Source organism: Methanobrevibacter sp., assembly GCF_045120835.1.
Lineage (GTDB): Archaea > Methanobacteriota > Methanobacteria > Methanobacteriales > Methanobacteriaceae > Methanocatella.
In genome coordinates this window covers 1-14,158 of sequence record NZ_JBGVFE010000034.1, presented here as the reverse complement: position 1 = coordinate 14,158, position 14,158 = coordinate 1, and the positions used below count along the sequence as shown (strand labels likewise).

General features: G+C 38.1%; 15 protein-coding genes. 2 read left to right on the top strand and 13 right to left on the bottom strand.

The features are described from left to right. Nucleotides 1–77: 77 nt before the first annotated feature. Nucleotides 78–782, top strand: a complete 705-nt coding sequence (locus tag ACJMLO_RS03670; RefSeq protein ID WP_405294029.1) for an alpha/beta hydrolase — start codon at nt 78–80, stop codon at nt 780–782. Here ACJMLO_RS03670 and ACJMLO_RS03665 read toward each other — a convergent pair. The 10 genes from ACJMLO_RS03665 to ACJMLO_RS03620 form a co-directional block, all read right to left on the bottom strand. Further along, on the bottom strand, nt 775–1,254 hold the full coding sequence (locus ACJMLO_RS03665; protein ID WP_405294028.1) for a methylated-DNA--[protein]-cysteine S-methyltransferase: 480 nt from the start codon (nt 1,252–1,254) through the stop codon (nt 775–777). The two genes, ACJMLO_RS03670 and ACJMLO_RS03665, sit on opposite strands and share 8 nt — an antisense overlap. A gap of 20 nt (nt 1,255–1,274) precedes the next feature. Further along, complete coding sequence (gene cfbC, locus ACJMLO_RS03660; protein WP_405294026.1) at nt 1,275–2,072, bottom strand: Ni-sirohydrochlorin a,c-diamide reductive cyclase ATP-dependent reductase subunit; 798 nt, start codon at nt 2,070–2,072, stop codon at nt 1,275–1,277. Nucleotides 2,073–2,086: 14 nt separating this feature from the next. Next, nucleotides 2,087–3,334, bottom strand: a complete 1,248-nt coding sequence (locus ACJMLO_RS03655; protein ID WP_405294024.1) for a peptidase U32 family protein — start codon at nt 3,332–3,334, stop codon at nt 2,087–2,089. Nucleotides 3,335–3,343: 9 nt separating this feature from the next. Continuing rightward, the gene (purF, locus tag ACJMLO_RS03650) at nt 3,344–4,765 is read right to left on the bottom strand and encodes an amidophosphoribosyltransferase (protein ID WP_405294022.1); all 1,422 of its coding nucleotides are present in this window, start codon (nt 4,763–4,765) and stop codon (nt 3,344–3,346) included. Nucleotides 4,766–4,827: 62 nt separating this feature from the next. After that, nucleotides 4,828–5,721, bottom strand: coding sequence for a hypothetical protein (locus ACJMLO_RS03645; protein WP_405294020.1), 894 nt, complete (start codon nt 5,719–5,721; stop codon nt 4,828–4,830). A gap of 9 nt (nt 5,722–5,730) precedes the next feature. Further along, nucleotides 5,731–6,699, bottom strand: a complete 969-nt coding sequence (galE, locus tag ACJMLO_RS03640; protein ID WP_405294018.1) for a UDP-glucose 4-epimerase GalE — start codon at nt 6,697–6,699, stop codon at nt 5,731–5,733. A 9-nt stretch (nt 6,700–6,708) separates the two neighbouring features. Continuing rightward, nucleotides 6,709–7,887: an NAD(P)/FAD-dependent oxidoreductase gene (locus ACJMLO_RS03635; protein WP_405294016.1), complete on the bottom strand. Its 1,179-nt coding sequence runs from the start codon at nt 7,885–7,887 to the stop codon at nt 6,709–6,711. A 5-nt stretch (nt 7,888–7,892) separates the two neighbouring features. Continuing rightward, entirely contained in the window at nt 7,893–8,060 is a 168-nt protein-coding gene (locus ACJMLO_RS03630) for a 4Fe-4S binding protein (RefSeq protein WP_405294014.1), read from the bottom strand. Nucleotides 8,061–8,182: 122 nt separating this feature from the next. Further along, nucleotides 8,183–8,608 carry a universal stress protein gene (locus tag ACJMLO_RS03625; protein ID WP_405294012.1) on the bottom strand — a complete coding sequence of 142 codons (426 nt, stop codon included), beginning with the start codon at nt 8,606–8,608 and terminating at the stop codon, nt 8,183–8,185. Between the two features lie 2 nt (nt 8,609–8,610). Continuing rightward, entirely contained in the window at nt 8,611–10,314 is a 1,704-nt protein-coding gene (locus tag ACJMLO_RS03620) for an ATP-binding cassette domain-containing protein (RefSeq protein WP_405294010.1), read from the bottom strand. A gap of 82 nt (nt 10,315–10,396) precedes the next feature. On the opposite strand from ACJMLO_RS03620, the gene ACJMLO_RS03615 reads away from it, so the two are divergent. Continuing rightward, nucleotides 10,397–10,696 (top strand): hypothetical protein, encoded by a 300-nt coding sequence (locus tag ACJMLO_RS03615; protein ID WP_405294008.1) that lies wholly within the window; start codon nt 10,397–10,399, stop codon nt 10,694–10,696. Here the strand turns inward: ACJMLO_RS03615 and ACJMLO_RS03610 are convergent. From ACJMLO_RS03610 to ACJMLO_RS03600, 3 genes are all read right to left on the bottom strand, one after another. After that, nucleotides 10,690–11,232: a zinc ribbon domain-containing protein gene (locus tag ACJMLO_RS03610; RefSeq protein ID WP_405294006.1), complete on the bottom strand. Its 543-nt coding sequence runs from the start codon at nt 11,230–11,232 to the stop codon at nt 10,690–10,692. The genes ACJMLO_RS03615 and ACJMLO_RS03610 overlap by 7 nt on opposite strands. A gap of 101 nt (nt 11,233–11,333) precedes the next feature. Next, entirely contained in the window at nt 11,334–13,085 is a 1,752-nt protein-coding gene (gene uvrC / locus ACJMLO_RS03605; protein WP_405294004.1) for an excinuclease ABC subunit UvrC, read from the bottom strand. Between the two features lie 8 nt (nt 13,086–13,093). Further along, nucleotides 13,094–14,158 (bottom strand): DUF3320 domain-containing protein (locus ACJMLO_RS03600; protein ID WP_405294002.1); only part of this gene is annotated, 1,065 nt, incomplete at its 5' end.

The window sequence follows — 14,158 nt, the reverse complement described above, 5'->3', positions numbered from 1 at the left end:
TTTGGTTTTGGATTAATATATTATTTTTGAAAAAAATTACGATAAGTATATCAACATTACGAACCATAATTGCATTCATGAACAGAAAAATCAAGATTGCAATAATTGTAGTTGCCGCATTGCTCATTGCATATGCAGCATATTATCTGACCGAATACAGTCCCGCACAGGAGGATGCGACCAGATATCTGAACGGAACCGATGAGGTTAAGGTTGTTGAAATGGACAATGGACTTTTTTTAGATGGGCACGGCAATGACACAGCATTGATTTTCTATCCTGGAGCCAAAATTGAATATACTGCCTATCTGCCGATGCTTGTCAATCTATCTTCAAGAGGTGTTGACTGCTATCTTGTAAAAATGCCTTTCAATCTGGCATTTTTCGGTGAAAATGAGGCAGATTCAATTATTGAAAATACAAATTATTCCCATTATGTGATATCCGGCCATTCCCTGGGAAGCGTTGCAGCCACATCATACATGGCCCACACCGGAAGAGGTGATGCCGCAGTTCTGCTTTCAGGATATTCAACAGAAAAGATTGGGAAACCTGTCCTATCTATTTATGGTTCAAATGATGGAATCCTGAATATGGAAAATTACAACAAATCCAAATCATTGCTGAGCAATTTTACCGAATTTATAATTGATGGTGGAAATCACGCGCAATTTGCATATTATGGAAATCAGACCGGCGATAATCCGGCAGGAATTACTCCTGAAAGCCAGCAGGCGCAAGCTGTCGAAAAGATTATCGGATTTACAAACAAACTCACATAATCTTTTCCAATTTCAGCAATTCGATCTTTTTGTCAATGCCTGCAGCATAACCCGTCAGCTTTCCACCAGCTCCCAACACCCTGTGGCAGGGAATCAAAATGGAAATCGGATTGTTTCCCACTGCACCACCAACTGCCTGAGCAGACATCCTGGGAGATATTCCGGATGCGATTTCACCGTAGGTCATCGTTTTTCCATATGGAATTTCAGAAAGAATTTTCCAAACCTTGCGTCTGAATTCACTGCCTTCGGGCCTGAGCCTGAAGTCGATTTTAGGATTTTTTGCCTCAAAATAATCATCAAAAAAAGTTTTAGCTTTCTTAAAAATAGCCAAATCATCATTTTTAACTGTTTTTCCAACAGTTGAGCTGAAATGCTTCTGTCCGTAAAACCATACCCCGCAGATGGCTTCACCGTCACTTGCAATAAGCATATCACCAATCGGTGAGGAATAGTCAGTTGAAAAATACATCCAATTCCCCCTGTGCAATATCATTCAAGGTAAGACTTGAAAAATTCCTCGAAATCTTCGTCGCTCATAGGTTCCGGTGTGGACACATTTTCATTAGTCATGATGCTTGAAGCAAGCTTCATGTATTCTAATGCTTCATCGCTTTCAGGGTATTTTTCTACAACGGTTTTTGCATCTAATTCAGCATCCTGAATTAAATTACTTCTATGAATTGTACCAATTACATGTGTACCTATCTTTTTTGCAAAGTCATTGACAATTTGCTCCTCATTATCCACATTTCTGCAGTTGCATACAATACCGCTTAGATTTCCCTTAAGCTTTTTAACCCCTCGAACAATATTGTTTGCAGCATAAAGTGACATGTATTCTCCTGAAGTTACAATCAACACTTCATCAGCATACTTTTCACGCAAAGGCACTGAAAAACCGCCACAGACAACATCACCCAAAACGTCATAAACGACAACATCCAGCTCGTCATCAAAAATGCCAAGATTTTCAAGTCGCTTCATTGCCACAATAACACCACGCCCGGCACATCCAACCCCAGGTTCGGGCCCTCCGCTTTCAACACACTGAATTCCATTAAAACCTGTGAAAACCAGATCTTCCCTTTCAGGTGAACGGTTATCCTTTAAAGTATTTACAACAGTTGGAATTCTTTTTCCATACAAAGTACGTGTTGTATCTGCCTTTGGGTCACATCCGATTACCAAACAGTTCAAATCCTCCTTTGCCCACACGGCAGATAGATTGGCTACTGTAGTACTTTTTCCTATTCCGCCTTTTCCATAAATAGCAATTTTCTTAATCATCATTTCACCTGTATCTAAAGAGTTTCACTGCGCTTTTCCAACTTATATACAAAATCGTTTTCACGAACCTTGTTTGGGATTGCAATTGCAACATTGCATCCCTTCTTAACGCTTTCAACGGGATTTCCGTCAATTTGCATAGATTCAATAGTGTGGGTAATCGATCCTGTAGTCTGGCCCTGTATTATGATTTTGTCGCCGATTTTCAAGTCATCCCAAATTCTGATTTCAGCCGCTTTAACCTTATTGTAGTAATTGACAACCTGACCGATGTCTTTTTTGATATATTTGGACTGATTATCCTCACTTGTCTCAAATGGAGTGTTAAAGTAAAAGTTAGTGTCAAATCCCCGATTGAAAACACTTGTCAGTTCATCCATCCATTGGGGCTTAACTTCATATTCCAAGGAATCATCAAGATAACTGTCAATGGCTTCACGATATATTCCGGTTACCATAGCGCCATAATCCGGACTTCTAGCCCTTCCCTCTATCTTAAATGATGCAACACCACTTTCAATTAGTTGGGGAATATATTCGATCATGCACATGTCCTTTGGTGAAAAGAAGTTAGTTCTGTAACTTCCATCATCACTGCCGGTTACAACGAATGTCTCATCCTCAACATCTGAAAAGTTGATGACATTGTCATCCCCTTCCTCATAGGTCAATGTCCAATTTTTACGGCAGGGCTGCAGGCAGTCCCCACAATTGGCACTTCTGCCATATAATCCGTAACTTAAAAAGCATCGCCCTGAAATTGCCATGCAGATAGCACCATGAATGAATATTTCAGTTTCGATAGGTGACTTTTTAGTTATTTCAGTAATTTCCCTTAAAGAAAGCTCACGAGACAATATCGCCCTTTTAGCACCTAACTTTTTAAGGGTTTTAAGAGTATATGAATTGGTGACGTTTTCCTGAACGCTCACATGGGCTTCAAGACCGTGGGATACGGTATTTTCAATCATGCCAATATCCGATAAAATAAGTCCGTCAATATCAGACGATGAAATCCTCTCGAGATTGGAATCAAGTTCACTGGCCAAGCGTTCGTTTAGAATAATGTTTGTACACAAATAGGTTTTAGCCCCATATTCTTCAGCAATGCCGGAAACTCTGCTTAAATCATCCAAACTGAAATTTTTTGCATTGGCTCTCATATTATAATCATCAAGGCCAAAATAAACTGCATCCGCACCATTCTCTAAAACGGCACGTAATGAAATAAAATTTCCGGCAGGAGCTAACAGTTCGACCATAAAAATCTCTTAAGGCTTATAATATGTTTCAGCTTCAAGTCCTTCCGGAATCTTTGTAGGATAAACTTCATTTATGCATCCTAAGCATAAATCCTCTTCAGGCATTCCGATAGCATCAACCAAAGCGGGCAGAGTAATATAACCCAATGAATCAATACGCAACTGTTCCTTGATTTCTTCAACAGAATAATTTGCTGCAATCAATTCCTTTTTGGTTGCCATAGCTACACCATAATAACATGGTGAGATTACAGGTGGACAACCTACCAGAAAGTGGATTTCAGCCGGTTCCGCCTCTTTTACAAGGTCAAGCAATTTTTTTGAAGTTGTTCCGCGAACAATACTGTCATCTATCAGGATTATCTTTTTGCCCTTGATGGCTTCTTTGATTGGATTTAGCTTAAGCCTTACTGCAAGTTCCCTTTCTTCCTGAGTCGGCATAATGAATGTCCGTCCAACATACCTGTTCTTAATCAATCCTTCACCATAAGGTATTCCAGAAGCTCTTGAGTACCCTATAGCTGCCGGAATTGATGAATCCGGCACTGGAATTACAATATCAGCATCAATCGGATATAATTTGTGCAGCTGACGACCGATATTCATCCTGGTTTGATAGACATTGATTCCATCAATTGTACTGTCAGGCCTTGCAAAATAAACATATTCGAACATGCAATGTGAAAGCTTACATTTTCCTGCACTTTCCAACATATAGGAGTTAATCTCATTATTTTTAAAGTATACAACTTCACCAGGGACAATATCCCTGATATATTCTGCATTGATTACATCAAAAGCAACAGTTTCAGAAGCCAAAATAAATTCGTCATCTCTTTTTGCAATGGCAAGGGGTTTTATTCCCATAGGATCCCTTACGGCATACAATTCACCATCTACCAAAATGGTTAATGCATATGAACCTACAAGCTTGCTGCATACCGCTTCAATAGCTGCCAAAACGTTTTTATCATTATCATAATGCTCTTTTTTAAGCAGGTAACAAATTACTTCAGAATCGCAGTCGGACTTAAAGTAAAATCCTTCATCGATGAGTTCCTTTCTTAACTCTTCAGAATTGACAATATCTCCATTATGAGCCATGGCAATAAATCCATCACCAAAATCAGTTACAAAAGGTTGTGAATTTTCAATTTTGGATTGGCCAGTAGTAGAATATCTTACATGACCAATGGCCATATTGCCCGGAAGATTATGTATCTCATAATCCCTGAAAACATCGGTAATCAGACCCATGCCGCAATAATAATTTAGACCAATATCTGATTTAAAAGTAGCAATTCCTGCAGATTCCTGACCTCTGTGCTGTAAAGCATATAAACAATAATAAACTAGTGGTGCAACATCCCTGGATTCATCATTACAATGAAAACCAACAATACCGCACTTGTCTTCCATTTCACCTTGCATGTGATAACTCCCAAAATATATAATTATATCTTTAGCAAAACTACTATAAAATAATTAATGTTTTAGTCCCAGAAGTTTTCAAAGGTGTTGGGAATTTCATAATCATCTCCAACTTCAGGAGTTTGTGTTTCTTCATTGGAGTCCAATTCTTTTTTCAATTCATCCCCACTATCATCGACAAAGATTAAAGCGGTTCTAACAATATTTAGCCAATCAATAGCCTTTTGTCTTGATTCCGCTCCAATATATCCCTGTCCAACAATAATATTTTCCGGTTTAAATTTGTTTGTAGCAATCACAATCCTTTCCTCATCGGCCAAATCCTGATGGAAAGTATCATACCACAAATCGGACAGACTAAAAACCTCCAGAATTTCCTTGGAATAGATATCTTCATAGCGCAGTCTGAATGCGGAATAATCGGATTTGATTTCATCAATATCTTCCCGCAATTCCTTATTTTCACGGACCAATACTTCCTGTTCCTTGATAATCTGATTGTAGTCATCCAAAAGACTATTATAGTTATGAGTCACCTTCATCAGCTTGTTTTCCAAAGTGTGAATGTTGATAAGGTTTAAGGAATAGGACAATGTTGATTTAATTATAGAATTTAAAATTTCCTTTTCTGCAAGTTTGAAATCAATGGATTCATCTTCAATAATGATGTTGTTATAATCAAACAGGCCAATATGGTTAAAATCAGTTTTCAATTCATTGAAAAGAATATTATATGTTTCATCATGCCCATAGCTTCCTATAAGCAAAATATCCGCGCCGCCGGCAACCTTTTTTACTATATCAATTTCAACAGTAGGTATTATGGATGAAACGATAATGTTGTAGTTCTGCTCAAGCTGAATATTGTTAACAGCCTTTGATACCAGCTGTGCAATATCCAAACCTCCAACAATTATTCGAACATCGATTTTTGATCCATGATTTTCGTCTTCCATGAATATTACCTAAATTCCATTGATTTTTTGATGCCACATCCAAGCAGATTCGACTATTTGCTCCAAGTCATATTGTGGAGTCCATCCAAGCTTGTTTCGGATTTTGGAAGAGTCCGCCACCAATCGTGCAGGATCGCCATCACGGCGTTCATCGACCTTTACCTCAAAGTCCCTTTTGGTGACCTTCTTGCACATTTCTATTACTTCACGAACAGAAAATCCCTGACCGTTTCCCAAGTTAAACACATTGGACTCGTTTTCACTGCATAGGTATTCATATGCCTTTATATGGGCATCCGCAAGGTCGTTGACATGAATATAGTCACGGATGCATGTTCCATCAGGAGTGTCGTAATCATCACCATAAATATAAATGCAATCACGCTTTCCGATAGCCGCATCCAATATCAATGGTATCAAATGGGTTTCGGGGTCATGGAACTCTCCGATTTGTCCGTCAAAGTCGCATCCTGATGCATTGAAGTACCTCAATGCAACATAGTTAAAGTCTCCTTTTTCAGCTTCCCTTTCAAGTGCCTTTTCCACTAACCATTTGGAGTGTCCATAGGGATTGATTGGTTTTAGGTTAGAGTCTTCGGTAATTGGAATCTTTTCGGGATTTCCGTAAACAGCTGCAGTTGATGAGAAAATAAATTTGTCCACATTATGTTCCCTCATTACCTTAAGGAGATTTAAGGTATTTTTATAATTGTTTTTAAGATATTTTTGAGGCATCTCAACAGATTCAGCTACTGAAATAAATCCTGCAAAATGAATAACACCATCAATGTCATATTTTTCAAAAACCTCATTTAAATCCCTGCTTCCAATGTCATAGTTCTCCAAGGTTCCCCATTTTACGAAATTTTCATAACCCTTTGAAAGGTTATCCAGTACAACAGTATCATAACCTGCATTATGCAAGGCCTTATTGGTATGGGAACCAATGTAACCTGCTCCTCCAGTAACTAAAATCAATTTAAACACCTATACGAATTTGCCTAACTTAAGTAATGCTTTTGGAGAAATCTTGATTAACTTTTTAACGATTTCAGTAGTGGAAATTTTCTCAAAGCTTTCACCCTGGAATGCATGTGCAATACTGTCAAGCTCTTCATCGGATAAGGTGAGCAGGTATTCCTGAACCTTTTTGTATCTTTTGATATCATGGTCCAATGCCTCATGAGCCATTTTGTCATATACCTTAAGGAATTTTTTGGAACAGTCCTCTTTAATAGCTTGAGCAGCCACCTGACCTGCGCACATTCCTCCAGTCATACCGGAGATGATTCCTCCACCTGTCAATGGATTTACTTGTCCTGCAGCATCTCCACAGACTAAAATATTATCATCATAAAGTTTTTTGGTCATACCGCCAACAGGGTCTCCACCTACATTCATTTCAACTGCCTGAGCGTTTTTAAGGTATGGTGAAGTAGCTACAAAATCATCAAGATATTCCTTGGCAGTCTTTTCAGCCTTGTGAGGAAGTATAGCCAAACCTACGTTTGCAATGTCATCGCCTTTAGGGAAAATCCATACGTATCCTCCAGGAGCACATGAACCCAAATAGAATTCAATTACACCAGGCCTTTCGAATTCAACATTACACATTTCGTATTGAACACCTGATTCCATTTCCTTAGGTTTTGCTGCAGGCTTAAGTCCTGCCCATCTTGCAACGTGACCTTCAGGACCGTCAGCGGCGATTAATACTTTACATTTATAGTCAATCTTTTCGCCCATGCATTCGGTGTTAACAATGTAACCGTTTTCAATCTTTTCGATTCCTGTTACTAATGTTTTGATTCTGATTTCGGCACCGGCTCTTGCGGCATCCATTGCCATATGCTTGTCGAATACTTTTCTTTCAAGAATGTAACCTGCTTCAGGCAATTTCACTTCATCACTTGTAAGCCATACATCGGTCTTGTCAGGGGTTTGAATCCTTACTCCCTGAATTTCCTGAGTGACCCATCTTGGAGAAGGTTCAATTCCCAATTTTTCAAGCCCTTCGATTGAAACTCCTTCAGCACATCTTTTTGGAGATCCAATTTCAGATTTCTTATCCATCAAAATTACTTTTGCACCACCTAATGCAGCGTGTTTTGCTGCGCTTGAACCTGCAGGTCCTGAACCCACTACAATTACATCAGTTTCAATCATATTAATCATTCCTCTCTTTCCAATGCATCAATAGGACATGCATCAATGCATATTGAGCATTCTTTGCAATCTTCTTCGTTAAAAACCAAACTATATTCTCTTACTTGAATCAAGTTTCTTGGACAAACTCCAGCACATTCTCCACAGAATGAGCACCAATCTTTTACAATCATAAAATATCTCCTTTAATATAAACAATTTATGTTATAAATAATATAGATTTTCATATTATTTAAAAGTATAGTAAAAAATAGGATATAATAGAAAATTAAAAGAAAAAAATAAGTTTTAGGAATTATCTGACCAATAAGACAGGAACTTCAGAAGTCCTTAAAAGCCTTTCTGAAACTGAACCTACTTGAGTGTCAGAAACATTGTTTTCATCAAATGACACGAATCTGTTATTGTTTGACCCATGGGCATGAATGACAACCAAATCCGCCCTTGTCTGGTCAACGATGAACTTCATATCCCTTAATGGGTCTGCAGTAAGCAGATGTTCAGTTACCTCAACGCCCACATCATTTGCCTTTTTGGTTATTTTTGCAAGTATCGCATCGCCGGAGTCCTCTTCTTCATCATAACTGCTAAGTGAAAACTCTTCAAGAACATGCACTGCCGCTATCTTTGAGTTGAATTTTTTTGCTATTTCAATAGCCATGTCTGCTGCCGAATAAGAATAATCAGACCCGTCAACAGGAACTGCAATTACATCAAACATCTTTAATCCCCTTTCAGATAATCAGCATGACAGAAATCAATGAAGTTATCCACAATCTCATCAATGTCTTCACTGTCATCAATGATTTTGCCGTCATCCATGAAGATTGCCCTGTTGGAGAGTTCCTTAATGAAGTCAGTATTGTGTGAAATCATTACGACGGTAATTCCATAATCCTTTGAAATGGTTTTGAGTGCATTGGTTACATCCCTTAAGGTTACCGGATCCAAATCACCGAACGGCTCATCCAAAAGCAGGAATTTTGGTCTTGAAATTAAAATCAATGAAAGCATTACACGCACTTTCTGCCCGCCGGAAAGCTCATATGACTTTCTGTGAAGAATATCCATATCCAAATCAAGGCTTTCAAAAATGTCTGCAACAGCCTCTTTTGTAGCGGTTTCGGGAAATCTCGGAAAGAGATCATTCAGTATTTCACCGTCAAGACCAACCTGCCTTAAACGTTCCTTGGCTTCGCTTTCAGGCAAATCGGTTAACAGGTAAAATGAATCCAGCAATTCCTCGCTGAGGCCCAGATTTTTGGCTCTTGCCTGAGCTTCCTTAATGATATTTTGATTCTTATAACCTAATCTGGTGGCCAATTGACTTAAAACTGTTGCATAATGCACTAACGCAAATTCCTGGTGCATGAATCCCAATTTTGAACGTATCTTCATACGGTTCATTCCGGGAATGTCGATGTCCGCCCACTCATCATCCACCTTGTAGAGGACTTCTCCCTTGTCAGGGTCCTCCAATCCTCCAAGCATCCTCAAAAGTACGGTTTTGCCGGCACCGCTGGGTCCGATGATACTTAGGATGTTTTCATTGAATACCTTGAAATTGATGTCTTCAATCTGGAGAACTTCACCTCCAGTGAGCAAATAGAATCTTTTATAGACATCTTTTACGTCAATTACTTCCTCATCAGTTGAGATATTTTGAATATCAACAATATCGTCCATATCTTCCATGAACTTATCACATATTTCATCAGCTGAGCCTTCATCGGCAATTTCACCGTCTTCAAGCAATATTACCCGGTCAGCCAAATATTTCTGAACATCAGGCAAATGTGATACAAGTACTACGGTAATGTTGAGTTCCTTATTGATTTTTTTAACTGCATCCAATATCTCTTGTTTTGTTTTGGGGCATGCCATGGTTGCAGGTTCATCAAGAAGTAAAGCTTTAGGCTGCTTTGCAAGTTGCCTTGCCATAATCAGTCTCTGCTTTTCACCGCCGCTCAAGACAGATGCGTAGTGATCGGACTTGTGAGTTAGGGAAACTAGCTCTAGCAATTCATCGGCTTCATCACCGAATTCGCTTTCGGCCACTTCAAAGTTAGTATCTCCTTCATCAAAATAGTTTCTGGAATATAATTTTCTTAAAACGTTTTCACGTACTGTATCCGGCCATAAGCCGAAAGACCTTTGGAGATGAATGGCGGTTTCCTTTTTGAGATTGTTATAATAAAACTGGGAAGACTCTGAAGTTACTTTTACTTCACCCACTTCAATGCTTCCTTCATCAATATGTTCGACACCTCTTAAAGCTCTTAAAAGTGTAGTCTTACCGGAACCACTTTTTCCCATGATTCCAAGTATTTCGCCTTCCTTAACTTCAAAACTAACATTTTTTAAAGCGGTGACTTTAGTTCCGTCATCCAATTCATAATCCTTGCTTACATTTTCAACTTTTATCATTATAATGCCCCTTATATTTATAGAAGTATATTGTTGAAACTATTTATATTTTAATTTTAATACTATAAAACAAGTGATAAAAATGGCTAGCGACAATAAAATTCAAGAATACATGAATAAGTTGGAAGGAGAAAAAATCCTGATTGAGACTCATTTTGCCAATATGGAAAGAATCTTAAGGGACAATCCCAAATTGGACCAACAAAAAGCATTCGGACTACTGAATAACTTTAACACACTAAGTATCCAATACGACCAATTATGCAATGACCTGATTACCTTTATCAAGATATTCAAGGATAAGGATTCACAGGAAATCAGACTGTATAAAACTGATGAACTGCTTGAACTTTTAGATGAAAGACTCAAGGAAGTTCAATAATTGTAATTTATTACGATTCTTCCGTTAGGCTGAGTAGTTGTATTTTCAGCAACAACCTCACCGTTTCTCACCAATTGAACTTTAAGCGGACCTTCACCATAATCCTGTTTTTGAACATCAAGAGCTACCCTTTCCCATCCGGCACAATCCAGAGTGTAAGTTTTTTTGCCCTCGGCAGATTCTTTTACAAGATAGTTTGGATCCCCCATTTCAGCATACCAGCTACCATCATATTCAATTACGGCTTGATAAGGATAAGAAGAAGTTTGTAAATTACTTCCATCATCAGTAATAACATTTAATGATTCTTGTTCAGACGGTTGAGTATTATTATAAATAAAAGAAAACAATAAAAAAGCTACAACAATAATTCCCAACACAATTACAATTTTTTTACCAAAGCCCATATTCCAGCTGCTTTCCCTCTTCTGATTATTTATTCTTTTACCATCAGAATCAGCGAGAAGATAGGCACAATTATCACAGTATACGGCAGTGGATGAATTGTCATATCCACACCTTGGACATTTTACCATATAACATAACCTTTTCCAATTCTGTTATAAAATCATTTTAAAAATTCTTATATTTAAAGTTAATGGAAAATTAGTATTTTTTTGTAAAAAATAATTATAGCTTAGTGATAATAATTATAGACATTTTTAGCCGTTTTTAAATTCATGCCCTCTATTTCAGCCAATTCATCAACTGATGCTTTTTTGATGCCATCAATACTTCCAAAGTTCTTTAAAAGGGCAAGCTTCCTTTTTTTACCAACGCCAGCTATATCGTCAAGCGAAGAGGCCGAAATATTTTTACTGCGAAGCTTTCTGTGATAAGTTATTGCAAACCGGTGCGATTCATCACGGACCTGCTGAAGCAAATATAATGCCTTATTGTTTTTTGGAATTATGATTGGGCGTTTTGAATTTGGAGTAAACACCTCTTCAAATTCCTTTGCAAGACCAATGATTGGAATGTGTGTAAGATTTAATTTTTCCAAAACCCCACAGGCCATTCCAAGCTGTCCCTTACCTCCATCAATGACTATCAGGTCAGGTTCCGGGTCACGATCAACCATTTTCAATCTACGGGTCAAAAGCTCTTCCATCATGGCAAAATCGTTCGGTCCGGGAGTTTCCATTTTGAAATGTTTATACATCTTTTTGTTGGGCTTTCCGTCTTTGAATGACACCTTTGAACCGACGGCGAACTTGCCTGAAATATTACTGATGTCATATCCTTCAATTACATGAGGCAATTTTTCAAGTTTAAGGTATTTCTTAAGTTCTATCAATGCGGATTCCATCTTTTTCTTCTGATGCTTGATAATCTCGGCATTTTTCTTTGCCATCTTAACAAGCCTTAATTTAACTCCCTTTTGAGGAACCTTGATTTTAACCTTGTTTCCCCTTAAATCACTCAGCCAGTCCTGCAACAGTTCCTTTTCATCAATGTCCTCATCCAAAAGAATCTGTTTCGGAACATGCCTATTATAACCGTAATACTGTTGAATAAAAGCAAAAATAATTTCGGATGATGAATCATACTGCGATGCACTCATCAAAAAGTCATCACGACCTACAATCTTGCCGTTTCTGATTGGCATTATAATGACAACAACTTCATTTTCACCTGGTGCAATGGCTATTACATCCTGATCCAAATCATCATCCACCAAATCAACAAACTGCTTTTCCATTATCTCTTCAATTGATTCAATCTGGTCCCTTATAACCGCCGCCTTTTCAAATTCCTCATTACCTGCAGCATCCATCATCTCCTTTTTCAGGTTCTTGACAATGGTGGAATATTTTCCCTGGAAAAACAAATCGATCTTGTTAATTATATCAGAGTATTCCTCCTTAGATATTCTGCCGTCGCATGGAGCATAACATAAATCAATCTGTGCATTCAGGCAAGGCCCATCCATATTGCGACAGGTTCTTATTTTAAACAGTGATTTTAAAAATTTGACTGTTTGCTTAACGGATCCCACATCTGTAAACGGACCATAAAATATTCCGTTCTTGGTCACATTTCTTGTAATGACCAATCGGGGAAACTCCTCATTGGTGATTTTAACATAGGGATAACGCTTATCGTCCTTAAGCTGAACATTATACCTTGGGCGATGCTTTTTAATTAGGGTGGCCTCTAAAATTAAAGCCTCCTTTTCGGAGTTGGTTACAATGTATTCCAAACTATCAAAATGGCTCATCAAAATTTGGGTCTTTGGCCTGTCAAGCTTTTGTCTGAAATAAGATTTTACCCTTTTGATGAGATTCTTTGCCTTTCCGATATAGATGATGTTGTCCTGCGAATCACGCATAATATATACGCCGGGTTTGTTTGGCAAATTATCGGGAGATTTAACTTTGGTCGACATTCAAACACCTAGTTAAGCTCAACAATGTCATTGTGAATTTTTACACGATTGTTTGCAATCATCAAGTCCAAAACACCATTGATTCTAGTGGCGGTCTTTTTAGAAGTTGACTTGAATCCGAAATTGCGTGAAGTATCTTTTGCAACCTGTTTTGTTGTAATGTTTGGATTATATGTCAATACAAGTTCGATGCTTTTTGCAATCTCCTCATCTGAAATCAGTTCGATGTTTGGCTTGTCCCTTTTTCTGATAATCACATCATTGTTTGATGCATCATATAAAAAGTCACCAATTTTTATAATGCTTCCTGACTTTTCCGCATCCTCTATGGCTGCATTGACTGTCTTTTTCAGGTTTGCTCCTGCACGCTTGATGTGACAGCTATCTTTAATCCTTTTTGTAACCTCATTTACATGTATCGGACCTTCAACATCAACAATCACCTTAACTGAACTGGCCACATTTTCAATTGGCTGTTTATATAAGTCATCAGATGATTTCAAACCGATTTCATCGGCCACAACATAAGTGAAAATATTATCCTCAAGTTTCTTTTTGCCCGGCAGCTTATGATTGTCGAAAGCCTTAAGCTGATTGTCCTGTTTGTGCCTTTCCTTTTCAATTTCCTTATAGTCCTCATCGGCAGACTGGATAATGTCTTCCAGAGCCTGGTCCTTAAGCTCTTCCTTTTTGAACTGTTGATGAACAGGAACAATCACGTCTTCATCACTTTCAATTTCCTTTTTAAGAGCATCCATTTCCATTTCTTTTTGGATTCTTATCTCCTCCTGCTCGGCAAAGGTCAATTCCTCTTCCCTTTGAATTATTAAATCTGAATCATCATCACTTGGCATGTTCAGGTAGTCTGCAGGGTCGTATTCTTCAGTTCTGTCAACGACTGAAACATAATCGATCTGTGTTGGATTCTCAATTTCCTTAAGGGACTTGTTGATGTATTTCATGTCATTTTTAAATCCTTTAATTGACTCCTTAACAGACCTTGGCTTGTTTTCATCATAGTGGAGATTGTTCTTTCTGAGTTTGCTTGTCACATCGTTTGAACCCTGATAATA